The organism is Paenibacillus sp. FSL P4-0081 (assembly GCF_000758565.1).
GTDB lineage: Bacteria > Bacillota > Bacilli > Paenibacillales > Paenibacillaceae > Paenibacillus_AQ > Paenibacillus_AQ phytohabitans.
This window is the reverse complement of the sequence record NZ_CP009280.1, coordinates 6,516,711-6,540,310: the sequence shown is the minus strand read 5'-3', so window position 1 is coordinate 6,540,310 and position 23,600 is coordinate 6,516,711. Positions and strand designations below refer to the sequence as shown.

The following is a 23,600-nucleotide window of genomic DNA, read 5'->3' as shown; positions in this document are numbered from 1 at the left end:
AGGAGGACAACTATGGATTCTGCTCTACTTCTTCAGGAAGCGATCAAGGCAAGAGCCAATGCATATATACCTTATTCCCGTTTCGGGGTCGGCGCTGCACTGCTGGACCAGGACGGGAATGTTCACCACGGCTGTAATATTGAGAATGCTGCCTACGGACCGACCAACTGCGGGGAACGGACCGCTATGTTTCGTGCGATTGCGGACGGGCATAAGCCTGGTACCTTCCGGGCTATCGCTGTAGTCGCGGATACGGACGGACCTGTCTCGCCTTGCGGCGTCTGCCGTCAGGTAATGGTTGAGCTGTGCGGCCCTGATATGCCGGTCATTCTCGGCAACCTGAAGGGCGACATCGTGGAGACTACAGTGCGCGACCTGCTGCCCGGCGCGTTCGGTCCTGCGGACCTGGAGCAGGGTCAGGCTCCGGAGTAGCAGCAAGACAGGTGAAGTATTTAGTTGGGTTTAATTATGCCTGTGATCATAGTTTAATTGTATTTTGTACAATTAAAATCCCGCTAAATCCGCTAAACTTCGATATAACTGCAAAAAGTACAACTATATTTGCTAGTTTGTCCAATAACAGCCTCTCATTGAGGAAATAGTTGTACGAAATACATTTAAACCTGTAGAGTCTCTGGTTCTAAACAGAATAAGTGTACAAAATACAATTAAGTTTGTTTTAGAGGGTTCAAGTATGGTTTAGGTGTTCAAGTAACCAGTCTTTTCCGCGCCGCAGTATAGCGTGTCAGTCACTTATTGCGCCGCAGTAAAGCGTGTTCCCGCAGAGAACGTAAGCGCTCATGCTCCAACCCCGCTTTCCTCGTGCCGAACGCTGCGACCACGCCAGTTCCGGGTGTCCAGAGGGCCGGGGCCCTTGGGGTCCCCCTTGGCGAAGGGGGACTTAGGGGGATCGAAAAGATTTGGAAGTATTGTTTTTGACCAAGCTTTGGGTTGTTCAAGTAACCAGTCTTTTCCGCGCCGCAGTATAGCGTGTCAGTCACTTATTGCGCCGCAGTAAAGCGTGTTCCCGCAGGGAACGTAAGCGCTCCTGCTCCAATCCCCCTTCCACGCGCCGGACGCTGTGCCCACGCCAATTCCGGGTGTCCAGAGGGCCGGGGCCCTTGGGGTCCCCCTTGGCGAAGGGGGACTTAGGGGGATCGTAGGGTTTTGAAACGTTTTTGATTGAAACGCTTTTGACCTAGTATCAAGGTTTCCAGATTGATCTAAAATGTTATGAACGTTTTTGACCAAGTTGTAAGATAAATAGGAGGATTATATGAAATTCAAATCAGGGTTTGTCGCCATTATCGGCAGACCGAACGTAGGCAAATCGACACTTATGAACCAGGTGATTGGCCAGAAGATCGCCATTATGTCGGACAAGCCGCAGACCACCAGAAACAAAATTCACGGGGTATATACAGCCAATAATTCGCAGATCGTATTCCTGGACACACCGGGTATCCATAAAAGACAGTCGAAGCTGGGCGATTACATGAACCAGACAGCGATGAGCACCCTGCATGAAGTGGAGGCTGTGTTGTTCCTGGTGGATGCTTCTGAGGGCATGGGCGGCGGTGACCGTTATATTGCGGAACAGCTGAACTCCATCAAGACGCCGGTCATTCTCGTGATGAACAAGATTGACAAAATCGAGCCCGAAGCGCTGCTTCCGATGATTACCGAATACAACAAGCTGCATGAGTTCGCCGAGATCGTGCCGATTTCTGCCAAAATGGGCAGCAATGTCAATACGCTGCTGGAGCAGGTGCAGAAGTATCTGCCGGAAGGCCCGCAGTATTATCCGGACGACCAGATTACCGATCACCCGGAGCAATTCGTCTGTGCGGAGCTGATCCGCGAGAAGATTCTGCATCTGACCCGCGAAGAGGTGCCGCATTCCATTGCGGTGGCGATTGAGGACATGAGCGTTGAACCGAATGGCGTAGTGCATATTTCAGCGGTTATTTTTGTGGAGCGCGATTCCCAGAAGGGGATCATTATCGGCAAGCAGGGTGCCCTGCTGAAGGAAGTCGGACGGCGTGCGCGGACGGATATTGAGAACCTGCTGGGTTCGAAGATTTTCCTGGAACTATGGGTAAAAGTGAAAAAAGACTGGCGCAATCAGGACCGCGTACTGCGGGATTTGGGCTTCCATAAAGACCAATAAACCTTCCCTCCGCTTCTACTTGGCAGGAATTGCAAGGATAGATCCCTGAGCTTCGTACATCCTACTTCTGAAGAGACATCGTGTTTCCGAAGAAAGGATGAATACGAATGCGGAACTTTTCGTGGAAGTATTTTGCAATGACTGGAGATGTCGATGCTTATTTGCTGTACAGAGAAGCTGGGGATTCGCCGGAGAGCAGCGGACCGCTGCCGGCGGAGGAAGAGATGGTCACTGATGAAGAAGCACAATAAGGACTGGTTGCTTGCCGAGTGGTTGGGAGAAGAGGCATGCTATACAGGGTGGAAGGGATCGTCATCCGCAGCATGGACTACGGCGAAGGGAACGCAATTATTACGCTTTGCACCGAGAACGCCGGTAAAGTAGGTGTTCTGGTACGGGGCGCCAAGAAGGTGAAAAGCCGCCATGCTGCCCTGATCCAGTTGTTCACAACAGGAGAATTTGTATTTTTCCGTAACAATGGAGGACTCGGAACACTGAATGCCGGGGAGATCACGAAGTCCCATCATCCGCTGCGTGAGGATCTTGTCAAAGCGGCGTATGCATCCTATGCCTGCGAGCTGCTTGACCGGGTACTGCATGATGAAGAGACGGGAAGCTTTTGGTTCCGTCAATTAAGCGCCTGCCTGAATGCACTTGAAGAAGACAAAGAGCCCGGCATCATCATAAATGTTTTTGAAATGAAAGTGCTGCAGGCGGCAGGCTATGGCCCGCAGCTTGATACCTGTGTAGTCTGCGATATGGACAAGCCGGATGAGGAGCTTAGAATCAGTCCGCTTCTTGGCGGTGTAATCTGCCGCAGCTGCCGGCATAATGATCCTCCCGCGATGGAGATTTCTCCGCGTGCACTGAAGCTGCTGCGTCTATTCGCACTACTTGATCTGACCAGACTTGGCAATGTGGATGTGAAGCCAGAGACACGCGCAGAGCTCAAGGCCATTATGCGGGCATTTATGGATATGCAGCTGGGGCTCCGGCTGAAATCGCAGAGTTTCCTCGATCAGCTTGATAAATACAATATTTGACGAAATGCGAATTATCCGTTACTATAAGTTCAGTTTCTTTTTACAGCAATTTATAGGAATGCCGTGATTGCTCCAGACATGGAGAGAGTGCAGCGATCGGGAAAGTAATGAATCGATTTGTCGCTTCAGCGAGCCGGGGATAGTGGAAGCCTGGCAGGACAACGTTCATGAACATGGCGCCCGGGAGTACGGAAGCGGCAGAATGAAAAGTGGATTTCGCGTAGCGTAATCAAGTAGGGTGGAACCGCGGGAGAAGAATTCAGGCTCTCGTCCCTATGTCTGTTAATCAGGCATGGGGGCGGGAGCTTTTTTGCCTTGTGGCGGACTTATGAAGGATATACTCTCCATAACCTGCCGCAGGGATACAGAAAGAAGCCGGTGACCGCCTCCATCGCGCAGCAGCAAGAGCCAGTCATAAGTAAAGAGGCAGTACACACTTGTAAAGCGAAGGAGTCGGTAGTATGAACTTTCAGCAGATGATTCTGACACTGCAGCAGTTCTGGGCAGCCCAGAACTGTATTCTCGTCCAGCCGTATGATACGGAAAAAGGGGCGGGCACGATGAATCCCATGACCTTTTTGCGGTCACTCGGTCCGGAGCCCTGGAAGGTCGCTTATGTCGAGCCTTCACGCCGTCCGTCAGACGGCCGTTACGGGGAGAACCCGAACCGCCTGTACCAGCATCACCAGTTCCAGGTCATCATCAAGCCGTCCCCGGACAATATTCAGGAGCTGTATCTGGATAGCTTGAAGGCACTGGGCGTAGATCCCCTGCTGCATGACGTGCGGTTTGTCGAAGACAACTGGGAGAATCCGTCACTGGGCTGTGCAGGCCTCGGCTGGGAAGTGTGGCTGGACGGAATGGAAATCACGCAATTTACCTACTTCCAGCAGGTAGGGGGAATTGAAGCCAGCCCGGTAGCGGTGGAGATTACTTACGGTATGGAGCGTCTTGCCTCCTACATTCAGGATAAGGAAAATGTATTCGACCTGGAATGGGTAGACGGAATGACTTACGGTGATGTGTTCCATCAGCCGGAGGTGGAGCATTCCACGTATACTTTTGAAGTTTCCGATGTCAAAATGCTGTTCACCCTGTTCAACACCTACGAAGAGGAAGCGCGCAGAGCGATGGAGAACCATTTGGTTTTCCCCGCCTATGACTATGTGCTGAAATGCTCGCATACCTTCAACCTTCTGGATGCGCGCGGAGCGATCAGTGTAACCGAACGTACGGGATTCATCACAAGAGTGCGTAATCTTGCCCGCACCGTAGCGGCAACATATCTGGAGGAACGCGAGAAGCTCGGCTTCCCGCTGCTGAAGAAAGAAGGTGCTGACCTTGTCTAAAGACATTTTGTTCGAGATCGGTCTCGAGGAAATTCCGGCCCGCTTCATCCGCGCCGCCATGGAACAGTTGAAGGATAGAACAGCCAAATGGCTCGAAGCCTCGCGGATCAGCCACAATGGCGTTACCGCATTTGCAACACCGCGCCGTCTTGCTGTACTGGTGAAGGATGCTGCTGAGCGGCAGGAAGATGTGAGTGAAGAAGTCAAAGGCCCGTCCCGTAAAATCGCACTGGACGCAAGCGGCGAGTGGAGCAAGGCGGCACTTGGATTTGCCCGCAGCCAGGGCGTTGCGCCGGAGCAGTTTACCTTCAAGGAACTGGCGGGCGTAGAATACATCTATGCCACCAAGAGCAGCACCGGGATTGAGACAGCTTCCCTGCTCTCTGAAGGTCTTACAGGTATTGTCAATGCCATGACTTTCCCGAAAAATATGCGCTGGGGCGCTTATGATTTCAAATTTGTCCGGCCAATCCGCTGGATGGTCGCGCTCTTCGGTCAGGAGATTATTGACCTTACGATTACCGGAGTCAAAGCCGGCAATGTGAGCCGCGGCCACCGTTTCCTCGGAGAAGAAGCAGTTATCGCTGAACCTGCCCTGTATGCCGAAGCTCTGCGCAGCCAGCATGTGCTCGTAGATGTGAAGGAACGCGAAGAGCTGATCCTTAGCGGAATCAACAAGCTCGCCGAAGAGAAGAGCTGGAAGATTGCGATTAAGGAAGATCTGCTCGAAGAAGTGCTGTTCCTGGTAGAAACACCGACCGTCTTGTTCGGTACATTCGACCCTGCTTTCCTGAACATTCCGCAGGATGTGCTGATTACTTCTATGCGCGAGCATCAGCGTTACTTCCCGGTGTTCGGCGAAGACGGCAATCTTCTTCCGTTCTTCGTAACTGTCCGTAACGGGAATGCCGTATCGCTGGACGTAATTGCCAAGGGTAACGAGAAGGTGCTGCGCGCCCGGCTGCAGGATGCCAAGTTCTTTTATGAAGAGGACCAGAAGCTGCAGATTAACGATGCGCTGGCCAAGCTGGAGAATATCGTCTATCACGAAGAGCTGGGCAGTGTAGGGGATAAAGTGCGCCGCATCCGTGCCATCGCTGACCGTCTGGCTGTGAAGCTTGCGCTGCCGGCAAGTGCCGCAGCTGAAGTCAGCCGGACTGCGGATATCTGCAAATTCGACCTGGTTACGCAAATGGTGGGCGAGTTCCCTGAGCTGCAGGGTACAATGGGTGAGGATTATGCCCGTAAGGCCGGTGAAGCTGACAATGTATCCAAAGCGATCTTCGAGCACTATCAGCCGCGTTTCGCAGGGGATGCCGTTCCTTCAACGGAGGCAGGTCTGGTAGTCAGCCTTGCCGATAAAATCGATACGATTGTAGGCTGTTTCTCGATCGGGATCATCCCGACCGGTTCCCAGGACCCTTATGCGCTACGCCGTCAGGCGGCAGGAATTGTGCAAATTGTACTGGAGCATCAGCTCAGTATCAGTTTGCAGGAAATTTTCGCTGCAGCGCTGGAAGTTCATGAAAGTTTACGTTCAGAGAAACATTTCACCCCTGAGCTGCGTATAAACCTTTACGAGTTCTTTGGTCTGCGCGTCAAACGCCTATTATCCGACAACAATGTCCGCTATGATGTTGTGGATGCAGCTATTGCTGCCGGTTTCGATGATATCGTTGACGTAGTAGGCAGAAGTCTTGCGCTTATGAATGCAGTATCAGACGTAGCTGATTTCAAAATCACTGTGGATTCCCTGACCCGCGTCAGCAATCTGGCGGCCAAAGCTGCCGAAGGAACGGTAATCGACCCTTCTCTGCTCAAAGAAGAAGCCGAACAGAAGCTGTATCAGACTTGGCAGAGTATTCATGCTCCTTACCGCGAAGCTCTGGCTGCCTTGCATGCCGCAGAAGCACTGCAGATTCTGTCGGGGCTGAAGGATGCCGTTACCGGATTCTTCGATTCCGTTATGGTCATGGCTGAAGACGAGGCGGTTCGCGCTAACCGTCTGGCACTCTTGTCCGGCATTAACGCGGATTCCAGATTATTTGCCGATTTCGGCAAGCTGGTGTGGTAATCAAGGATTGAAAATTCAGCTAATGTTTATGACTTATGGTATAGATTGAGGGTTTAGGGTATAAATATACGGAACGGTGCCAATGCGTAAGTTGACATTCGTTCCGTATTTATGCTTTACAAAGAAGGATTTCTGCCAAGCGGAGCGTATATATATTACACGGGAATTTGGTGAGAATCATGGTAAGGTCCCAGGAAAGAAAGATCGTCGTTGATGGGGATGCTTGTCCGGTCAAACAGGAGATTAATGCTGTGGCCCGCAGCTTTGGGATACCGGTGCTGATGGTTTCTTCTTACGATCATGTGCTCAAAGCTGAGGAGGGTGTCACGGTTGTCCAGGTGGACCGGGGAGCTGACAGTGCCGATTTGTATATCGCCAATCATATTTCTGCGGGAGATGTCGTAATTACGCAGGATTATGGACTTGCGGCGCTGGCGCTGGGCAAACGCTGCAGGGTGCTCTCGAACCGGGGGCAGGAGTATGAGGATTCCAAAATGGATTTTATGCTGGAGGGCAGGCATGCCCGGGCGGTAGAACGCAGGCGAGGCCACTATTCCAAGGGTCCAAAAGCGATTACCGCAGAGGAAAAAATTTATTTTCAACATAAACTGACAAAACTTTTAACTTTTTTGCAGGAGAATGTACAGCTGTAGCGAATTATATTTATTTGTTAAGAGATGAAGGTGGCTAATGTGGCTAGCGGACACGGTAATATTCCGGAAGAGGTTATCGAAAGCGTGCTGGCGCGGCATGATATTGTCGATACAGTCGGTAAGGTTGTCCATTTGTCCAAGCAGGGGAAATATTTATGGGGCCTCTGCCCGTTCCATTCGGAGAAATCCCCTTCCTTCACCGTCACCCCTGACCGGGGAGTTTTTCATTGCTTTGGCTGCGGTATGGGCGGAAATGCCATCAAGTTCAGGATGGAGATCGAAGGATTATCCTTTCCCGAAGCAGTCAGAATAATGGCGGAAGAAAGTGATATACCCGTGCCCGAGGGCAGAGGGGGAGCGCTCGCTCCACCCGATCCAGAGCGGGACCGGCTGATTCAGGCGTATGATTTATCGGCGAAGTATTATCATTATCTGCTGAAGAACACGGAATACGGCACAGCCGCCATGGATTATTTAAGAACCCGGGGTTTCAGCGATAGAATGATTGACCAGTTTCAAATTGGCTATGCGCCGGACCGTTGGGATACACTGCTGCAGTTTCTGGAGAAACGGAGCTTTGATCTCGCCGAGATGGAGAAGGGCGGACTGCTGTCTGCCCGGGGGGAAGGCAAGGGTTATCTGGACCGTTTCCGCGGCCGGGTCATTTTTCCGATTGCTAACCGCATGGGCAAGACCATCGCCTTTGCCGGAAGAATATTCGGTGAGGGGCAGCCGAAATACCTGAATTCCCCGGAGAGCCGGTTATTCAACAAAAGCCGGATCCTGTACAATTTGCACCAGGCCAAAGCATCCATCCGCAAAACGCGGCAAATCGTCCTATTCGAGGGATACGGTGATGTCATTTCGGCTTGGGATGCAGGTGTGCATAACGGGGTGGCGACCATGGGTACATCGCTCACCGAGGGCCATGTGGCGCTGATGAAAAGCCTGGGGGATGAGATTGTTCTCTCCTATGACGGAGATAAGGCGGGACAAGCTGCCGCACTTAAGGCCATTCCGCTGCTCGAAGAAAGCGGGCTGAGAGTTAAGGTTGCGCTGCTCCCGAGCGGCCTGGACCCCGATGAATTCATCAACCGGCATGGCGGGGACAGATTCAGGGAACAGGTGATTGACTCCGCCGTATCATCCATAAAATTTAAGCTTATATATCTGAAAAAAAACCATATACTCCTAGAGGAAGACGGCAAAATTGCCTATGTCAAGGAGGCTCTGGAGATTATTGCCGGACTCCATTCTTCGACGGAGCGTGAGGTATATCTGAGGGAAATCGCCTCCGAGCTGGAGCTGTCCTATGACAGCTTGAAGCAGGATTGCAATTTACTTCGGGCGTCCATGCAAAAAAACATTCCCGAAGGGGATAATAACGACAAAAGGTGGAATAATGGTAGGCATAAAAAAGGGCAAGTGCAGACACCTACACTGCTGCCTGCTTACCATGTTGCGGAACGGCGCCTTTTATCACTGATGATTCAAGATCCGGAAGCGGCGGCCTATGTGGGCGAACGCCTCGGGGAAGAGTTCAATATTGATGATCATGCGGCAATTGCCGCTTATCTATATGCCTATTATGCGCAAGGCAAACCACCCGGCATCAGCCGGTTTCTATCATCGCTTCAGGATGACCGTCTGGAGAAGACTGCTACGGCGATCTCCATGATGGATACCCCTCCGGACTGGAATACCCAGGTTCTGGACGATTGTATTCGTGAAGTGCAGAAGTATCCTCTGCAGCGCAAAATAGAACCCAAGCGTGAAGAGATGATTCAGGCGGAAAAATCCGGTGACTTTTTGCGTGCAGCACAAATAGCAAGTGAAATTTTAGCCCTAGAGAGACAATGAGACATTGACAGGATGTACCTAGGGAGGAGGGAGTCGAATTATGGCGAACGATCAGCATACTGAACTGGAAGCGGAATTTACTCTGGATCAGGTTAAGGACCAGCTTATTGACCATGGTAAGAAAAGATCATCATTGAACTACAAAGATATTATGGAGAAATTATCGCCGTTTGATCAAGACCCCGAGCAGATGGAGGAATTCTACGAGCAGCTGAGCGATCTGGGGATCGAAGTTGTGAATGAGAATGATGAAGAGGTTAACAGCCTCCGGCCAAGTGAGGAGAATGAGGACAAAGACAGCGATGATTTCAGCTTCGACGATGATCTGTCGCTGCCTCCGGGCATCAAGATCAACGACCCCGTCCGGATGTATCTGAAGGAAATCGGGCGTGTTCCGCTGTTATCGGCTGACGATGAAGTGGAACTGGCAATGAGAATCAAGAATGGTGACGAGGAAGCGAAGCGGAGACTTGCTGAAGCGAACCTGCGGCTCGTAGTCAGTATCGCCAAACGTTATGTCGGACGCGGCATGCTGTTCCTGGACTTGATTCAGGAAGGCAACATGGGTCTGATCAAGGCCGTTGAGAAATTTGACCACAATAAAGGCTTCAAATTCAGTACCTATGCTACCTGGTGGATTCGTCAGGCGATTACCCGCGCGATTGCCGACCAGGCACGTACGATCCGTATTCCTGTGCACATGGTGGAAACCATCAACAAATTGATCCGGGTCTCCCGCCAATTGCTGCAGGAGCTGGGACGTGAGCCTTCGCCGGAAGAGATAGCGGCTGAGATGGAACTGACCGTTGAGAAGGTTCGGGAAATCATGAAGATTGCCCAAGAGCCGGTATCACTGGAAACACCAATCGGTGAGGAAGATGATTCGCATCTGGGAGATTTCATTGAGGATCAGGAGGCGCTTGCGCCTGCGGATGCAGCGGCTTATGAGCTGCTGAAGGAACAGCTGGAGGATGTGCTGGACACGCTCACCGAGCGTGAAGAGAACGTGCTTCGCCTGCGCTTCGGACTGGATGACGGACGGACGAGAACCCTCGAAGAAGTGGGTAAGGTGTTCGGTGTTACCCGCGAGCGTATCCGCCAGATTGAAGCCAAAGCACTGCGCAAGCTGCGTCACCCGAGCCGCAGTAAGCGGTTGAAGGATTTCCTCGAATAGACGTATAAGGCCGGACCTTCTGCTGCACGGTGGCAGGAGGTCCTTTGTGTATATTCTGGGGGTCCCCGCAAAGTACCTGAGTCATCATCGAAGCTAAAGCCCCACTGTGTGGGGGTTATGTAACAGGTCAGAGGCAGGATCTGGAAAGAGGGATGAGCCGTTGAATTTGGAGAAACGTGACACTATTTTAAGAGAAATTCAGTACTGGAGAAGAAGCAAGCTGCTGCCGGAGCAATATTGTGACTTCCTGACCAACCTGTATGATGATCAAGCAGAAATTAAGGATAGCAATCCGGTGTCGCTGCGGAATCTCCAACAGGGAAGCATCAAAATATGGCTGTTTGGTTTTGGAATAATTTCCTTGATTTTCTTGATTAGTCTTTATTTTAGCGTTTTTCCCTGGCCTTTGCAACTTGCCACGGCGCTCTGTGTATTAATTGTATGTTATGGCTATTCTGCTATTTATCAGGACCGCAACAAGATGATCAGTCTGGTGCTGGCAGGAATCGGCAGCGTGTTAACCCTTGGGTTCGGGCTATGGTTAATTGCTCTGCATGATCTGGATCCGGACTTTTGGAGACCTTTGCTGATTGCAGCCTGCGGTCTTCTATGGTGTGTACTTGGCTTCTTTTTGCGTATCGGACTCCTTCATTTTTGCGGTTTTGCCTTTTGGGCCCTGCTGTACGCGGGATTCTTCGGCCAGGCGAGGCCGGATGCTTCCATTCTCATGCTGGAACTGCTCTGGCTTCCGCTCTGTGTGCTGATGATCTGGCTCAGCTGGCTTTTGTATCACCGGGTTAGCGGGGTCTCGGGTGTGTACCTGGGCGTCGGCGTTTCACTCTGGCTGATGCCGGAAATCGATGCGCTGTGGCTCAGATCGGGATTCCCGGAATGGACTTCGCTTGTATTAATACTGAAGATCGCTGTTGGCTTAGCGCTGCTGTTCGTCTTCAGAAAAAAATGGATAACGTGGGTGGCCTCATGAATAACGTAAACAACGTAAAATTATCAGACCGGCTTCAGCGATTGCTGGAGCAGGTGCCGGAAGGAAGCAGGCTTGCTGATATTGGTTCAGATCACGCCTTGCTGCCTGTTGCTGCAGTGATGAGCGGGCGTGTGCCGTCGGCAATTGCCGGGGAAGTGAACCTGGGACCGTATGAAGCAGCAGGCAGAGGTGTAGCCGAAGCAGGCCTCAGCAAGCAGATTGCTGTACGGCGTGGAGACGGACTGGAAGTGCTGGAGCCGGGGGAAGCAGACTGCATCACAATTGCCGGCATGGGCGGATCGCTAATCGCTGCTATTCTTGAACGCGGCCGGCAACTGGGGAAGCTGGCAGGGGTGAAGACACTTGCGCTGCAGCCCAATGTGGGCGAGGATATTCTGCGCCGCTGGCTGCTTGGTAACGGCTGGGTGCTGATCTCGGAGCATATTTTGGAGGAAGACGGCAAAACTTATGAGATCCTGACAGCGGTCCCTGAAGGCACTGAAGCTGGCCGGACGAATGAACAGCTGTACCGGGAACAAACGCTCGCCGGCGGCAAGGTGGCCCTTGATCAGGGTCTGCTGCTGCAGATGGGCCCTTGGCTGCTGCAAGCGCCGAATGAAGTGTTCATGGCGAAGTGGCAGGGGGAAATCTCTAAGCTGGAAGGTATCCTGACCTCATTATCGCGTTCGGAGCTGGAGGCGGCAGAAGAGAAGCGCAGTAAGATCAGTGCACAGATCAAGCGGATAGCGGAGGTGCTGGAATGTTTGCCAAAGGACAGACTGTAATAGGATATATGGAGCAGCTTGCACCGAAGCATCTGGCGGAGGAATGGGATAATGTCGGGCTTCAGCTGGGCAGTCTGCAGAAAGAGATCACAGGCGTGCTGGTCGCGCTGGATGTTAACGACAGTGTCGTGGACGAAGCGATTGCCCAGGGCTGCAATCTGATCATCGCACATCACGCGATTATTTTCCGGCCGGTCAAAGGCATTCTTACAGATACTCCCATGGGCCGGCTGTATGAGAAGCTGATCAAAAACGACATTGCCGTCTATATCAGCCATACCAATCTGGATGTGGCGGAAGGCGGAATGAACGACTGGATGGCGGAAGCGCTGGGGATTGAGAACGGTGCACCGATCAAGGATATTCATACGGAGCAATTGTCCAAGCTCGTTGTATTTGTGCCGAAGGATCACCATCAGAAGGTGCTGGATGCGATTCTGAATGCCGGTGCGGGCTGGATCGGCAATTACAGCCATTGCAGCTTCAACATTGAGGGCTATGGCACCTTCATTCCGCAGGAAGGGACAGACCCTTATATCGGCAAGCAAGGCAAGCTGGAGCGGGCTGAAGAGATCCGCATTGAGACCATTGTGCCGCATCCGATCCGGAACAAAGTTGTGCAGGCGATGCTGAAGGCTCATCCGTATGAAGAGGTGGCTTATGATCTCTATTCCATGGACCTCAAGGGCCGCAGCCTCGGCCTCGGAAGAGTGGGTAAGCTTAAGGAGCCGACCACACTGGGAGAATTCGTGGAGACCGTTAAGAGCGGTCTGGATGTCGGCCATGTGCGGGTCGTCGGCGATCTGAACCGTCCTATCCGCAAGGCAGCTGTGATGGGCGGATCTGGTGCCAAATATTACAGCAGTGCCATCTTCAAAGGAGCGGATGTGCTGGTGACGGGTGATATCGATTACCATACGGCACAGGATGCACACCTGGCAGGCATCGCACTGATCGATCCCGGGCATAACGCGGAGAAGATCATGAAGGAGAAAGTAGCGGAATTTCTTGCCGGTAAGCTGACGGAGCATAAGTGCAGTACTGTGGTGCATGCCTCCAAGCTGAACACCGAGCCTTTTAATTTCCTCTAAGCTTGCTGGGCTGCAATTATTTACACTTGTGTCCGCTGGTCCAAGTCTGTATAATATACAATGTTGTTCCGGAAAGTTTGACAGACAATCGCCGGTGTGCGTGAGAACGCCGCGGGAGGAAAGTCCGGGCTCCATAAGGCAGGATGCTGGATAACGTCCAGTCGGCGCGAGCCGAAGGATAGTGCCACAGAAATGGACCGCCGATGGCTGCTTTCGGGCAGCACAGGCAAGGATGGAACCGAGGTGTAAGAGACCCCGAGGAACGCTGGTGACTTCGTTCCTGGTAAACCCCATCTGGAGCAAGACCTAATGAGACGCAGCGTCTTCCCTAACCGGGAGAAGCAGCCTTCGCCTGAGGCGTGTCTAGGTTGGTCGCTGGAGCTGTGCAGTAATGTATGGCCTAGATAGATGATTGTCGCTTATGGTGGGAGGGTAGTTCCCGTTTGAACCACAACGAGCACAGAACCCGGCTTACGGCAAACTTTCCTAACTGACAACGAAATAAGCACTGTGCGGTAACTCAATACACATACAGACATTAAGACGGCGGCCTCCTCAGGGGGCCGCCTTTTGTATACAGTTATAGGTAACATCCGGTGACTGGCTACATAGGGAGCAAGCGCTCCTCATACCGGGACATGGCTGTCTCCAGCCGCTGCACCGCAAGCGGCAGCAGCTCCGGCCGTGTATGGGTGAAGTTGAGGCGCATCGCATTCTTCAGCGGCCGGGCGGAGTAGAATACCTCGCCGGGAACGAAGGCAACGCCCTGCTCTACTGCAAGCGGCAGCAGCTCTGCGGTATTGATGCGGCCGGGCAGGGTCAGCCACAGGAACATGCCGCCGCGCGGCTCAAGGAAGCTGGCACCTTCCCAGTTCCGCGAGGAGAGCTCAGCCGAGAGCAGCTTCATCCGTGACTGATATTCACGGGAGATCACTCGGATATGACCCTCAAGGTCAAAACTCTGCAGAAGCTCATGCAGAGCGCGCTGATCAATGGCGCTGGAATGCAGATCGGCAGCCTGCTTGGCTTTGGCAACGACCCGAATCAGTTCCAGGGGCCCGGTGATCCAGCCGGTGCGCAGTCCGGGTGCAACGATTTTGGAGAACGTACCGGTGTAGACCACACAGGAATCCCCGTCCAGACTTCTGTCAATGGCGGCGAGCGCAGGCGGATATGCTCCCGGTGTCTCATCGAAGGCAATCTCGCCGTACGGATTGTCTTCCAATATCAGCACGCCGTATTTCCTGCATAGCCCTACAACTTGTTCACGGCGTTCTTTGCTCCAGGTTGCACCTGAGGGATTGTTGAACGTAGGGACGGCATACAGGAGCTTAGGCCGGTGCGTACGGAGCTGTTCTTCCAGATGCTCAGGCAGCATCCCTTGTTCATCGCTGTCTACAACACGGATGTCTGCGCGGTAGGAGCCCAGCACCTGCAGGGCAGCCAGGTAAGTCGGGGCTTCCACCAGTACGGCATCACCCGGATCAATAAGTATTCTGCAGAGCAGGTCTATAGCCTGCTGGGAACCGGTGGTGAGGAGCATTTCCTGTGCAGACACCGGAATACCCTGCTGTCCCAATCTTGCAGCGACCGCTTCACGCAGCGGAAGGTATCCTTCGGTTAAGCCGTATTGCAGCGCTGAAACATCACTGGAGAGTACACGGCTATAGGCATCGCGGACAGCCTCTACAGGGAACAGCTCCTCAGCAGGCAGGCCGCCTGCCAGCGAGATAATATCTTTGCCCTGCGTAATTTTGAGAATGTCACGGACAGCTGAGGACCCCAGGTGGTTCGTCATCTCAGCATAATTGATCTTCATGGTTCATGCTCCCCGCTAATCTGAATTTTGTTGTATCATAACGGTATAGCAGTATAACAGTAAAGCGCTAAATATAACAGTCAGGGGGAAACGGGATGCGTATTGATTTACTACGCAGCAGCACTAAATCTCTGCCGCAGCAGATCAGTGAGACATTCGCCCAGCGGATCACTTCCGGACTGCTCCAGCCGGGGAGTAAGCTGCCTTCCGTAAGAGGCCTGGCCTCCTCCTTGAAGGTAAGCCAGGTAACCGTAAGCAAGGCTTATGCTGATCTGGAAACCCGCGGCCATATTGTCTGCAGCCAGGGCAAAGGCTGTTATGTAGCGGAGCGGCAGCGGAATTTGCCCGATACTTCAGCCGGATGGCAGGACAGTTATGACGACTACCTGCCGCGGGCACAGCTGTGGCGCAACTTCAATTATTCGGAAGTGAAATATCCCTTCCATCTGGCAGCGATACACAGCAGCCTCCTTCCGCTTGAACCGATTGGCGCCACTATGGCGGCTCTGGTACAAGAAGAGCCGGAGCTGATGGCCTCCTACGGGAATTTCCAGGGGGATCAGGAGCTGAGGGAGGTGATGCGCAGGCATCTGCAGAGCCGGGGCATAGCGATTGGGTCCAATGACTTAATGATTACCAGCGGTTCACAGCAGGGAATCGATCTGGTGGCCCGGACCTTCGTTGGTCCCGGGGACACCGTGTATCTGGAGGCACCCAGCTATACGGGGGCCATTGATGTTTTTGCCGGACGGGGGGCAGAGATGATCTTCGTTCCGATGGATGAGCAAGGGATGCGGGTGGACCGGCTTACTGCAATGTGTGACCGCAGACCGCCGAAGCTCATCTATACGAATCCTACCTTTCAGAATCCCAGCGGCGCTACGATGAGCATAACAAGAAGACAGCGGCTGCTGGAGCTTGCCCGCAGTTACCGCTGTCTCATTGTGGAGGATGATCCGTTCAGTGATTTGTATTTCCATCAGCCGCCCCCGCCGTCGATCAAATCGATGGATGGCGCCGGGCATGTAGTCTACATGAAGAGCTTCAGCAAAGTGCTCGCGCCCGGATGCCGGATCGCCTGCGTTGCCGCTGAAGGCAATATCCTGTCCAGGCTGATTGCCGCCAAGTCGTCGAGTGACCTGGGCAGTCCGCTGTTGACCCAGCGGGCGGTGTTGCCGTTCATCGACCGCAGGTATGAGGCTTACGCGGCGAAGCTGCGGACCGCCCTGCGCCTTCGCAAGGAAGCGGCGGCGATCCTTCTGAAGCAGTATGCCCCGGCCGGAGTCAGCTGGACGCTGCCTGAGGGCGGCCTGAACCTATGGCTGCAGCTGCCCGAATCCCCCGGGATTGACAAGCTGCATGCGCTGGCTGATCAGGAAGGGATATCCTTCCTGCCCGGAGATGTCTGTTATGCCGGAGACACGCCTTCCCGCCATATCCGGCTCTGTTATTCGCAGCTTACGCAAGAAGACATGGAGCGCGGGCTCAGACAGTTCCTGCATCTGCTGGACCGGCATCTGCGTTCAATCCGCCAATAAGCCTTCCCGCGTCAGGCCAGGCGGACAAGCGCCTAACTCATTGCATGGATTTTAGCTGTTTACCGACATGCTGGGGGAATAACTGCAGGGGAACCTGACCTCCGCCGGCAGCCTGCAGTGTCTTGTAGATATCTACCTGACCCCAGCCATAGTATTTATCATGTCCGGCATCACCCAGATCCACCGCATTTGAGGTCAGCAGTTCGGTTACTTCCTTATTGGTCAGTTCGGGGTTCAGCGAGCGTACCAGCCCGGCGAGCGCTGCCACATGAGGGCTGGCCATCGAGGTGCCGGATAATGCCGCATACTGATTATCAGGATAGGTGCTGGCGATACTCTCCCCGGGTGCAGCCACATCGATATAATCCCCGTAATTGGAGAAAGACGCTCTCTCTCCGGTGGAATTGGTTGCGGCCACGGCAATTACCTCCTCATAGGCCGCGGGGTAGCCCGGCCGTTCAGTATTGTCATTGCCGGAAGCGGAGACAATGACAACGTCGCGGTCATAGGCATATTTGATGGCATCATGCAGGAACTGGGAGTCGGCATAATTGCCCAGGCTGAGATTAATCACTTTGGCGCCATGGTCGGCAGCCCAGATGATGCCTTCGGCAACGGAATAAGTGGTGCCAGCCCCGGAGTTGTCGAGCGCTTTTACCGGAAGGATCTTGTTATACCAGCTGATGCCGGCCACACCTTCCTCATTATTGGTCAATGCTCCGATGATGCCTGAGACATGCGTGCCATGCCCGACATCATCATCCGGCGCTCCGCCGTTAGTTATCGCATTATATCCGGCCAGCAGCTGGCCCTGCAGATCGGGATGGTCCGCCTGAACTCCGGTATCCACCACGGCTACAACGACTTCCTTGCTGCCTTTGGACAGATTCCAGCCCAGCTCTGTTTCAATGGCCGGCAGATTCCACTGATAGGTGGAGAAGAGCAGATCATTAGGCGTTATAACATTGGCTCCTGTATTTTCGCTCACTGTATCATTGGTTAAATACATATAGTGAGGCTCGGAATATTGCGGGTGCCATTTATAAGCGAAGTAGGTTTTGAGCTGGGAATAGTTCATCTTCTCTGAGCGGAAAATATAGGCATATCCCAGCTTACGCGGCTCCTTGCACTGAATATCTGCGGCAATGGTCTGGAGCTGGCCTGCTGTAGGATGCCCGCTCCGGAACCGGACGACGATCTCGTTCTCGTAGTAGTGGCTGGCATTCTCGTTGTCATGGCCTGTCTTGACAGTGAGGTCCTGCAGCGTATCGGCATGAACGGATTCTACGCGGTACTTGCCTTCCTTAGGATAAGGGATCAGACGGAGATTCTTCAGCTGGTGCTGGGCTACCCGGTCAAGGATCTTCTGATTGATCAGGGCGATGACGCCGAACTGGCCCTCCTGGTCACGCTGTGCCACGAAATAATATTTCTTGCTGCCGATTACAAAAGACGGGGACTCATAGGCTTGATGCCCCTTGATGGCCGATTTGGCTGTGTTCAGGTATTTGAGCAGCTGCTTGTTCTCCTGGTCCGTTCCTTCCGGAAGAGAGGATTTATAGGTAGTTGTCTTCTGCGTGCGGAAATCAATCAGCATCAGCATGGTGATATGACCGTGTCCCTGCTGTAAGTTCCTGGCATATGCTGAGATATCCTCAGGCGAAGCGCCGTGGGTATCCGAGAGCATAGTTCTAAGATGCTTGCTTACATCCACGCGGTTCAGGCGGTCAGTAGCACTCACATCCTGTACCAGGGCCGTTTTCTTGATGGTTTTCTCCTGAGAGGGATTCGGCACAGAGGCTTGTCTTAGGGTACCGCTTATGGCGCTGTCTTCCGGCCGCAGGGCAAAAGTAAGCAGCACCACCGTCAGCGCAGCAGTGACCAGACCGGCGACGGTTAAATTTTTTCGTGACATGGTTTCCGCTCCTTCCTGGCATTGTAATACCTGTTAGGTTTAGAAGAGAGGGCCGGTTTTATGCATCGGAGAAAAGGATACCGCCGTACAGGGTTTTATGTTAATATCAGAAAATAAGCGCCTTCAGAGGCTTGTATCCGGTCTGACGGACCGGGATGATTCTCCTCACTTACGGTGGGTGGAGACCGGTGAAGTTTTGTGATACTATCAAGATAGAACTACTCGAAATGATTATGTCGTAACGACTACAAAGCAAGGACTAATAAGGGGGAGCAATCGCCATGTCAGCAGCTAATGTGCAGAAATTGTGTGAATCGACGAGAGAAAAACTTAAATCCGTAATCGGAAAAATGGAACTGTTCCTGAACGAGCATGCGCTTCCGCAACTGGTTGCCGAAGAGGATGAAGAAACACTGCATTTCTATCAAGGGTTCTTGTCCGATCTCCGCCATCTGCTGGTGTTCTCGGAGATGTCTTATGAGAAGCTTGGGGTTGCTCTGCGCCGCGCCACTTTTGATGAAGCCTTCGCGCAAAAAGCGCTATATAATGTATATCATTTTGGAGTGAACAACTTCTTCTATCCTAAGAACGAAAGCTACTCCGAAGATGGACGCTATGCCTACACAGGTCAGGATGCGATCCGTTTCCGCAAGAAGCCGGTTCGTCCGGCACGCGATATTATTATGGAGATTACCAAGGTCTATGAAGAGCTGCGTGATGATCTGGCTTATTATGAGAACGATTATTTAACGGAGAAACGGATGCAGAATCAGGTGTAATACCGGAGCTGCCGGTTTCAGGTAAAGGACCGGGTTTGTCATGAGCAACATGACAGCCTGGTCTTTTTTGCGTGCACAATTGGATGTACATATGAACGGCTCCATTCATCAGCTGGAAACCATTCAGCCGCATAGCAGTAATGCGGAGAGGACATAATGAAGCCGAGGTGATCATTATGACAAACGCAAAACCGCTTGTGAGATGCAGTGTGAGCAACTGTCATTATTGGGGAGAACAGAACCTGTGCCGTGCCGAAGAAATTGTAATTGAAATTGACAAGCATGCAGGCAGCCATTTCAAGGAAGAATATGCTGAAGAGCTGACGGCAAATAATCATCATGACCATGCCGGAACTTCATCCGCAACCTGTTGTCTGACGTTCAAGCCGAACGCCTAGAGGAGGCCCTTATGGACAATCAGAATGATGAACCCAAAGTGGACCGTTCGGAACGCAGGAAGATTATTTTGCGTCCGCGCAGAGTGGATTATCCCCGCCGGGACAGAAGTCATAACGAGGAATATGCTGCTGAAATCAGTCCGCTTCCCGTGCAGGTCCATAGTACCGCAGGCAGGGAAACAGAACGTACAACCGGCAGTGTAAAGGAAAGCGATGAACGGACAATCGGTTATATTGGCCTCGGATTTGGTGTGGTTTCCCTATTTATCTGGTCAATAATTATGGGGCCTATTGCTGCAGTGCTCGGGTATTATGCCTATGCCAGGGGACAAAAAACTGCTGGCGCCTGGTCCATGGGACTTGGAATTGTCTCTACCTTAAGTTATTTTGTCTTAATTCCTTTTGCCCGTTAGGGTAAGCTGCATGCAGAAATATGATTTCAAAACAGGCTTTCAGACCTAACTATGCGGGTCTGAGGTCTGTTTTTTCTGTTTGGCATATAGTAATTACTGAAAATAAATTGTAAAATAAAGCCGTATTTCAAATTTAAATAGAAATGCTTTATTTTGTTTATATAGATTTATGATGAAAGAGGGAATGGGAGCATGGCAATCGACCCCGCTGCAGCAAGCGGAACCGGGCAACTGAAATGGGTTGATCTGAGGAGTTCAAGCATGAAGGGCGGAAGCGGCAAGGTTTCATCCGGAGTAACAGGTTCTTCGGCAGCGGAATTCGCGGCTTTACTACAGCAGGCGGCCCTGCAATCCGCAACCGGCGGCAGCAGCGGAAGCACTTTAACCTCACTCACGGATGCTTCTTCACTAAGTAATCTGCTCTGGCAGCAGCTTGGTGGAACAGCTGAAACGTATGACGGCATTTCCGGGGAAATAACGCACACGGTGCCGACAGATTACGAAGAGCTGATCCAGACGGCCAGCGCGAAATATGGCGTTCCTGTTGATTTGATCAAGGCTGTAATTGATACGGAATCCTCGTTTAATCCTAATGTTGTTTCTTCTGCAGGGGCCAAAGGGCTGATGCAATTAATGGATGGAACGGCGAACGGTCTGGGTGTCTCCGATCCGTTTGACCCGGCCCAGAGCATTGACGGAGGCGTACGCTACCTTTCTTACCAGCTCAAACGTTACAATGGCGAGGAGAATATGGCACTGGCCGCTTATAATGCCGGACCAGGCCGCGTTAATAAGCTTGGCGTCAGCAACGATGCCGAACTGATGGCTAATCTCTCAGAGCTTCCGAAGGAAACTCAGGCCTATATTGCCAAAATAGAACGCGCCCGCGCGCAATACGCGTTATAATATAAAGGATCAAACGGAATCTGCATCCAGCCGCTCCGGCGGCAGCAGCCCGTTTGATCCTTTTTGCAACATATAAATAAAGTATGAATTTTGCTATACTTATTCTTTCTCGCTGAAACGATAAGCAAAGGAGAACGCCGATATATGCTGTATTGGGATTATGCCGCTGCTGCTCCGCCGTATGAGGAGGTAGTGCAGACTATGGAACAAGTCATGAGGCAGCACTTTGCCAATCCCTCATCTCTGCACCGTGCGGGGGCGGAGGCGGACAAGCTGATCAAGCGTGCGCGGGAAGTGTGTGCGGCAGCGCTTGGCGTGCAGCCGCAGGAGATAGTGTTTACCTCTGGAGCTACTGAGAGCAATAACCTGGCAATCAAAGGGGCGGCGCTGCAATATCAGGGCAGAGGCCGACATATAATAACTACCGAGCTGGAGCATCCTTCAGTCTATGAGAGCTGTCTTCAGCTGCAGCAGCTTGGCTGGGAGATTACCTTTATTGCACCGGACAGCTCCGGAGTCGTCGAACCCTCGCGGGTTGCAGCTGCGGTCCGGCCGGATACCGTACTGGTCAGTGTAATGCATGTGAATAATGAGATTGGCACGGTGCAGCCGCTGCGTGAGATCGGACGGCAGGTCAAGGCGGTGAACCGCCGGACACTGTTTCATGTCGATGGGGTGCAGGGCTATGGCAAGCTGGAGACCCGGCTGAAGGAATGGCAGGCGGATCTGTACAGCTTGTCAGCGCACAAAATCCGCGGCCCGCGCGGAACAGGAATCCTGTATGTACGGGAAGGCGTAACCTTGTTCCCTCTGCTTACCGGAGGTTCACAGGAGATGGGCAACCGCGCCGGAACAGAGAATGTGCCGAATATTGTAGCCACAGCTAAGGCGGTGCGCATGAGCGGCGAACGGCGGCAGGAATTCACCCGCCGGATTACGCCGCTAAAAAAACAGCTGGAGGATTATATATCCGGAATTCCGGAGCTTGTGCTGAACAGCAGCGGAGATGGGGCGCCTCATATTGTCCATTTCTCTTACCCCGGAATGAAGGGGGAGGTTATGGCCAGGAAGCTGGAGGAACTGGGAATGGCTGTTGCCACCCGCTCCGCCTGTTCGTCACGGCTGGCCGAACCGAGCCGGGTGCTGCTGTCCATCGGGAGAGACCGGGCTGCTGCGCTTGGCGGCATCCGTATCAGTCTGGGTGACAGCCATACGAAGCAGGAGGTGCAGCAGCTGGAGCAGGCGCTGCTTGCCGCTGTCCAGTCTTTGAAGATTGCTGAAGGAGGCGTGAAATAACAAATGACAATTATAGAGTCAGACCACGGAGCAAACGCTGCGGGGATTGGAAGCAGCATTGAATATGCGGATATGCTTCTGCTGCGCTTTGGAGAATTTATCTTAAAAGGAAAAAACCGCAGCCGGTTCGAAAAAACAGTGCTCCGTCATGTGAAGGAGATGGTTAAACCCTATCCCGGTGTGGTGCTCAGCAAAGAATTCGGGCGGATATATGTCGAACTGAACGGTGAGCCGGCGGGAGAGTTAACGGATGCACTGAAGAATGTATTCGGCATTGCTTCAATTAGCCCGGTGAAGGTGTCCCGGTCGGAATTTGAAGAGATTCTTGCAGCCAGCAGGACATTCCTGAATATTATTGCCCCGGCAGCAGGAACGACCTTCAAGGTTAGTGCCCGCCGGGTATGGAAGGGATTTCCATATGGCTCCATTGAGATGGGCAAGCTTATTGCCACTCCTCTGCTGCAGGGATATCCCGGGCTGCTTGTGGATGTGAAATCTCCGCAGATGGAGCTGAGAATTGAGATTCGTGAAGGGCATACCTATATTTTCTGCGAGAATATTGCCGGTGTCGGCGGGTTCCCGCTCGGTACGAACGGCAAAGCAATGCTGCTGCTGTCCGGCGGCATTGACAGCCCGGTTGCGGGCTGGTCATCCATGCGCAGAGGACTTGAAGTGGAATGTGTCCATTTCTACAGCTACCCGTATACCAGCGAGCTTGCCCGTCAGAAGGTTGTAGATCTGACGCGGGTACTGTCGCGTTATGCCGGAGTGATCAAGCTCCACCTGGTTCCGTTCACGGAGGTCCAGACCTCCTTTACCGGAATTGGCCAGGATAATCTGATTATTACACTAATGCGCCGGGCCATGCTGCGGATTGCCACCGCTCTCGCTGAACGCGAAGGGGCGCTGGCCCTGATCACCGGTGACAGTCTGGGGCAGGTCGCCAGCCAGACGCTGCCAAGCATGAATGTCATTGGCCGTGCCACTGAGCTGCCGCTGCTGCGTCCGCTGGTGATGATGGATAAGAGTGAGATTGTCGGAATCTCCCAGAGTATCGGCACCTATGACTTGTCCATCCTTCCTTATGAAGATTGCTGTACGCTGTTCGTGCCCAAGTCGCCGACGACGAATCCGAACATGCGGATTGTGGACAAGATTGAAGCCACGCTGCCCGGGTACCAGACACTCCTGGAAGCGGCGGTTGCCGGAACAGAGACGGTATCGATTACACCATACGGTGATGAGAAGCCGAGCGATGTGATCCCTGTACAGGCAGGTTTACAGGAAGAATGGTTCTAGAATAGCTGAAGAAGAGGTGCCCTGCAGCCGGTAATACTGGTTGGCCGGGGCAC

21 protein-coding genes and 1 other RNA gene are annotated in these 23,600 nt (G+C 52.8%); 20 read left to right on the top strand and 2 right to left on the bottom strand.

All coding sequences use genetic code 11. The features are described from left to right. Positions 1 to 12: 12 nt before the first annotated feature. From P40081_RS27920 to rnpB, 13 genes are all read left to right on the top strand, one after another. Positions 13 to 432 (top strand): cytidine deaminase, encoded by a 420-nt coding sequence (locus P40081_RS27920; RefSeq protein WP_039304130.1) that lies wholly within the window; start codon positions 13 to 15, stop codon positions 430 to 432. 844 nt (positions 433 to 1,276) lie between these two features. Further along, positions 1,277 to 2,170, top strand: a complete 894-nt coding sequence (gene era, locus P40081_RS27915) for a GTPase Era (RefSeq protein WP_039304132.1) — start codon at positions 1,277 to 1,279, stop codon at positions 2,168 to 2,170. A 107-nt stretch (positions 2,171 to 2,277) separates the two neighbouring features. Further along, positions 2,278 to 2,421 (top strand): YqzL family protein, encoded by a 144-nt coding sequence (locus P40081_RS39545; RefSeq protein ID WP_076244089.1) that lies wholly within the window; start codon positions 2,278 to 2,280, stop codon positions 2,419 to 2,421. A 36-nt stretch (positions 2,422 to 2,457) separates the two neighbouring features. Then, positions 2,458 to 3,213: a DNA repair protein RecO gene (gene recO / locus P40081_RS27910; RefSeq protein WP_042139427.1), complete on the top strand. Its 756-nt coding sequence runs from the start codon at positions 2,458 to 2,460 to the stop codon at positions 3,211 to 3,213. 461 nt (positions 3,214 to 3,674) lie between these two features. Continuing rightward, a complete protein-coding gene (gene glyQ, locus P40081_RS27905; RefSeq protein ID WP_039304138.1) occupies positions 3,675 to 4,562 on the top strand; it encodes a glycine--tRNA ligase subunit alpha in 888 nt (295 codons plus the stop codon). Beyond that, the gene (gene glyS, locus P40081_RS27900; protein ID WP_042139426.1) at positions 4,555 to 6,636 is read left to right on the top strand and encodes a glycine--tRNA ligase subunit beta; all 2,082 of its coding nucleotides are present in this window, start codon (positions 4,555 to 4,557) and stop codon (positions 6,634 to 6,636) included. Before glyQ ends, glyS begins: the two co-directional genes overlap by 8 nt. Before the next feature lie 179 nt (positions 6,637 to 6,815). Beyond that, a complete protein-coding gene (locus P40081_RS27895; RefSeq protein WP_042139425.1) occupies positions 6,816 to 7,289 on the top strand; it encodes a YaiI/YqxD family protein in 474 nt (157 codons plus the stop codon). A 39-nt stretch (positions 7,290 to 7,328) separates the two neighbouring features. Beyond that, on the top strand, positions 7,329 to 9,149 hold the full coding sequence (dnaG, locus tag P40081_RS27890; protein WP_039304434.1) for a DNA primase: 1,821 nt from the start codon (positions 7,329 to 7,331) through the stop codon (positions 9,147 to 9,149). A 40-nt stretch (positions 9,150 to 9,189) separates the two neighbouring features. Next, positions 9,190 to 10,323 carry an RNA polymerase sigma factor RpoD gene (rpoD, locus tag P40081_RS27885; RefSeq protein WP_042139424.1) on the top strand — a complete coding sequence of 378 codons (1,134 nt, stop codon included), beginning with the start codon at positions 9,190 to 9,192 and terminating at the stop codon, positions 10,321 to 10,323. Positions 10,324 to 10,483: 160 nt separating this feature from the next. Further along, positions 10,484 to 11,308: a hypothetical protein gene (locus P40081_RS27880; RefSeq protein WP_042139423.1), complete on the top strand. Its 825-nt coding sequence runs from the start codon at positions 10,484 to 10,486 to the stop codon at positions 11,306 to 11,308. After that, positions 11,305 to 12,093 carry a tRNA (adenine(22)-N(1))-methyltransferase gene (locus P40081_RS27875; RefSeq protein ID WP_042139421.1) on the top strand — a complete coding sequence of 263 codons (789 nt, stop codon included), beginning with the start codon at positions 11,305 to 11,307 and terminating at the stop codon, positions 12,091 to 12,093. Before P40081_RS27880 ends, P40081_RS27875 begins: the two co-directional genes overlap by 4 nt. Continuing rightward, positions 12,069 to 13,184: a Nif3-like dinuclear metal center hexameric protein gene (locus tag P40081_RS27870; RefSeq protein ID WP_042139420.1), complete on the top strand. Its 1,116-nt coding sequence runs from the start codon at positions 12,069 to 12,071 to the stop codon at positions 13,182 to 13,184. Before P40081_RS27875 ends, P40081_RS27870 begins: the two co-directional genes overlap by 25 nt. 72 nt (positions 13,185 to 13,256) lie before the next feature. Further along, positions 13,257 to 13,673, top strand: an RNA gene (gene rnpB, locus P40081_RS36915) — RNase P RNA component class A. Positions 13,674 to 13,788: 115 nt separating this feature from the next. Here the strand turns inward: rnpB and P40081_RS27865 are convergent. Continuing rightward, the gene (locus P40081_RS27865) at positions 13,789 to 15,003 is read right to left on the bottom strand and encodes an aminotransferase-like domain-containing protein (RefSeq protein WP_042139419.1); all 1,215 of its coding nucleotides are present in this window, start codon (positions 15,001 to 15,003) and stop codon (positions 13,789 to 13,791) included. Between the two features lie 95 nt (positions 15,004 to 15,098). On the opposite strand from P40081_RS27865, the gene pdxR reads away from it, so the two are divergent. After that, positions 15,099 to 16,541, top strand: coding sequence for a MocR-like pyridoxine biosynthesis transcription factor PdxR (gene pdxR / locus P40081_RS27860; RefSeq protein WP_042139418.1), 1,443 nt, complete (start codon positions 15,099 to 15,101; stop codon positions 16,539 to 16,541). Between the two features lie 37 nt (positions 16,542 to 16,578). Here pdxR and P40081_RS27855 read toward each other — a convergent pair whose 3' ends face one another. Next, positions 16,579 to 18,456 (bottom strand): S8 family peptidase, encoded by a 1,878-nt coding sequence (locus P40081_RS27855; RefSeq protein ID WP_042139417.1) that lies wholly within the window; start codon positions 18,454 to 18,456, stop codon positions 16,579 to 16,581. A gap of 281 nt (positions 18,457 to 18,737) precedes the next feature. Here P40081_RS27855 and P40081_RS27850 point away from each other — a divergent pair, with 281 nt between their 5' ends. The 6 genes from P40081_RS27850 (at position 18,738) to thiI (ending at position 23,547) form a co-directional block, all read left to right on the top strand. Continuing rightward, on the top strand, positions 18,738 to 19,235 hold the full coding sequence (locus P40081_RS27850) for a YpuI family protein (protein WP_042139416.1): 498 nt from the start codon (positions 18,738 to 18,740) through the stop codon (positions 19,233 to 19,235). A gap of 176 nt (positions 19,236 to 19,411) precedes the next feature. After that, on the top strand, positions 19,412 to 19,633 hold the full coding sequence (locus P40081_RS27845; RefSeq protein ID WP_042141544.1) for a DUF1540 domain-containing protein: 222 nt from the start codon (positions 19,412 to 19,414) through the stop codon (positions 19,631 to 19,633). Positions 19,634 to 19,644: 11 nt separating this feature from the next. Then, a complete protein-coding gene (locus tag P40081_RS27840) occupies positions 19,645 to 20,046 on the top strand; it encodes a hypothetical protein (RefSeq protein WP_042139414.1) in 402 nt (133 codons plus the stop codon). A gap of 192 nt (positions 20,047 to 20,238) precedes the next feature. Next, complete coding sequence (locus tag P40081_RS27835) at positions 20,239 to 20,952, top strand: lytic transglycosylase domain-containing protein (protein WP_042139411.1); 714 nt, start codon at positions 20,239 to 20,241, stop codon at positions 20,950 to 20,952. Between the two features lie 144 nt (positions 20,953 to 21,096). Further along, positions 21,097 to 22,248 (top strand): cysteine desulfurase family protein, encoded by a 1,152-nt coding sequence (locus P40081_RS27830; protein ID WP_042139410.1) that lies wholly within the window; start codon positions 21,097 to 21,099, stop codon positions 22,246 to 22,248. A 72-nt stretch (positions 22,249 to 22,320) separates the two neighbouring features. Beyond that, positions 22,321 to 23,547, top strand: coding sequence for a tRNA uracil 4-sulfurtransferase ThiI (thiI, locus tag P40081_RS27825; protein ID WP_371916271.1), 1,227 nt, complete (start codon positions 22,321 to 22,323; stop codon positions 23,545 to 23,547). Positions 23,548 to 23,600: the final 53 nt, after the last annotated feature.

Excerpts from the sequence above, each read along its gene's own strand:
- P40081_RS27870 (WP_042139420.1), top strand. The coding sequence starts at position 12,069 with ATGTTTGCCAAAGGACAGACTGTAATAGGATATATGGAGCAGCTTGCA.
- P40081_RS27850 (WP_042139416.1), top strand. The coding sequence starts at position 18,738 with ATGTCAGCAGCTAATGTGCAGAAATTGTGTGAATCGACGAGAGAAAAA.
- P40081_RS27895 (WP_042139425.1), top strand. The coding sequence starts at position 6,816 with ATGGTAAGGTCCCAGGAAAGAAAGATCGTCGTTGATGGGGATGCTTGT.
- P40081_RS39545 (WP_076244089.1), top strand. The coding sequence starts at position 2,278 with ATGCGGAACTTTTCGTGGAAGTATTTTGCAATGACTGGAGATGTCGAT.
- rpoD (WP_042139424.1), top strand. The coding sequence starts at position 9,190 with ATGGCGAACGATCAGCATACTGAACTGGAAGCGGAATTTACTCTGGAT.
- P40081_RS27840 (WP_042139414.1), top strand. The coding sequence starts at position 19,645 with ATGGACAATCAGAATGATGAACCCAAAGTGGACCGTTCGGAACGCAGG.
- P40081_RS27875 (WP_042139421.1), top strand. The coding sequence starts at position 11,305 with ATGAATAACGTAAACAACGTAAAATTATCAGACCGGCTTCAGCGATTG.
- P40081_RS27845 (WP_042141544.1), top strand. The coding sequence starts at position 19,412 with ATGACAAACGCAAAACCGCTTGTGAGATGCAGTGTGAGCAACTGTCAT.
- era (WP_039304132.1), top strand. The coding sequence starts at position 1,277 with ATGAAATTCAAATCAGGGTTTGTCGCCATTATCGGCAGACCGAACGTA.
- P40081_RS27920 (WP_039304130.1), top strand. The coding sequence starts at position 13 with ATGGATTCTGCTCTACTTCTTCAGGAAGCGATCAAGGCAAGAGCCAAT.
- glyQ (WP_039304138.1), top strand. The coding sequence starts at position 3,675 with ATGAACTTTCAGCAGATGATTCTGACACTGCAGCAGTTCTGGGCAGCC.
- thiI (WP_371916271.1), top strand. The coding sequence starts at position 22,321 with ATGCTTCTGCTGCGCTTTGGAGAATTTATCTTAAAAGGAAAAAACCGC.
- P40081_RS27830 (WP_042139410.1), top strand. The coding sequence starts at position 21,097 with ATGCTGTATTGGGATTATGCCGCTGCTGCTCCGCCGTATGAGGAGGTA.
- pdxR (WP_042139418.1), top strand. The coding sequence starts at position 15,099 with ATGCGTATTGATTTACTACGCAGCAGCACTAAATCTCTGCCGCAGCAG.
- P40081_RS27865 (WP_042139419.1), bottom strand. The coding sequence starts at position 15,003 with ATGAAGATCAATTATGCTGAGATGACGAACCACCTGGGGTCCTCAGCT.
- recO (WP_042139427.1), top strand. The coding sequence starts at position 2,458 with ATGCTATACAGGGTGGAAGGGATCGTCATCCGCAGCATGGACTACGGC.
- P40081_RS27835 (WP_042139411.1), top strand. The coding sequence starts at position 20,239 with ATGGCAATCGACCCCGCTGCAGCAAGCGGAACCGGGCAACTGAAATGG.
- P40081_RS27855 (WP_042139417.1), bottom strand. The coding sequence starts at position 18,456 with ATGTCACGAAAAAATTTAACCGTCGCCGGTCTGGTCACTGCTGCGCTG.